Source organism: Veillonella sp. CAG:933 (assembly GCF_000431435.1).
In the GTDB taxonomy this organism is placed as follows: Bacteria; Bacillota; Negativicutes; order Veillonellales; family Veillonellaceae; genus Veillonella_A.
The window spans coordinates 584-1,032 of the sequence record NZ_HF986202.1; the positions used below are offsets into that span (position 1 = coordinate 584).

At 37.9% G+C, this 449-nt stretch carries 1 protein-coding gene; it reads left to right on the forward strand.

Going from position 1 to position 449, the window contains the following annotated elements; genetic code table 11:
• Window positions 1–139 precede the first annotated feature (139 nt).
• Window positions 140–449, forward strand: a 310-nt coding sequence (locus QZL64_RS07125) for a hypothetical protein (RefSeq protein WP_296309432.1), incomplete at its 3' end; no start/stop codon positions are given.

The window sequence follows — 449 nt, forward strand, 5'->3', positions numbered from 1 at the left end:
TGGCTTGTAACGATGACCGCCGATGATTGGTTCAATTTGTATAGGGAAAGCGAATTATTGAATAGCAATTATAGGAGCGATAACGATGAATGACAAAGCAAAAGAGTTGGATGAGAAAATCAAATAAGGGGGTTATGTCATGGATAAAAGTCAATTAAGAAACGATATAATGCAATTCCTTTACAACGAAGGATTTAGATTTATTGCAAAAGACCACAATGGTTGGGTCCGGGCTTTTGTACGCAAGCCAGTTAAAAATAAATACGCATGGATTGCTAATGGTTATGTGAGGACATTAGGCGAATTATCAAATTTATTTAATAATATTAATTGGGAAGATAAAGAACCTTTGAATATCGCTATTGAGATTGGCGCGTTTGATTGGTCGACTGTGCCGGATAATACGCCGGTGCTAGTGCGAAACAACGTAACAGAGCCGTGGGAATATC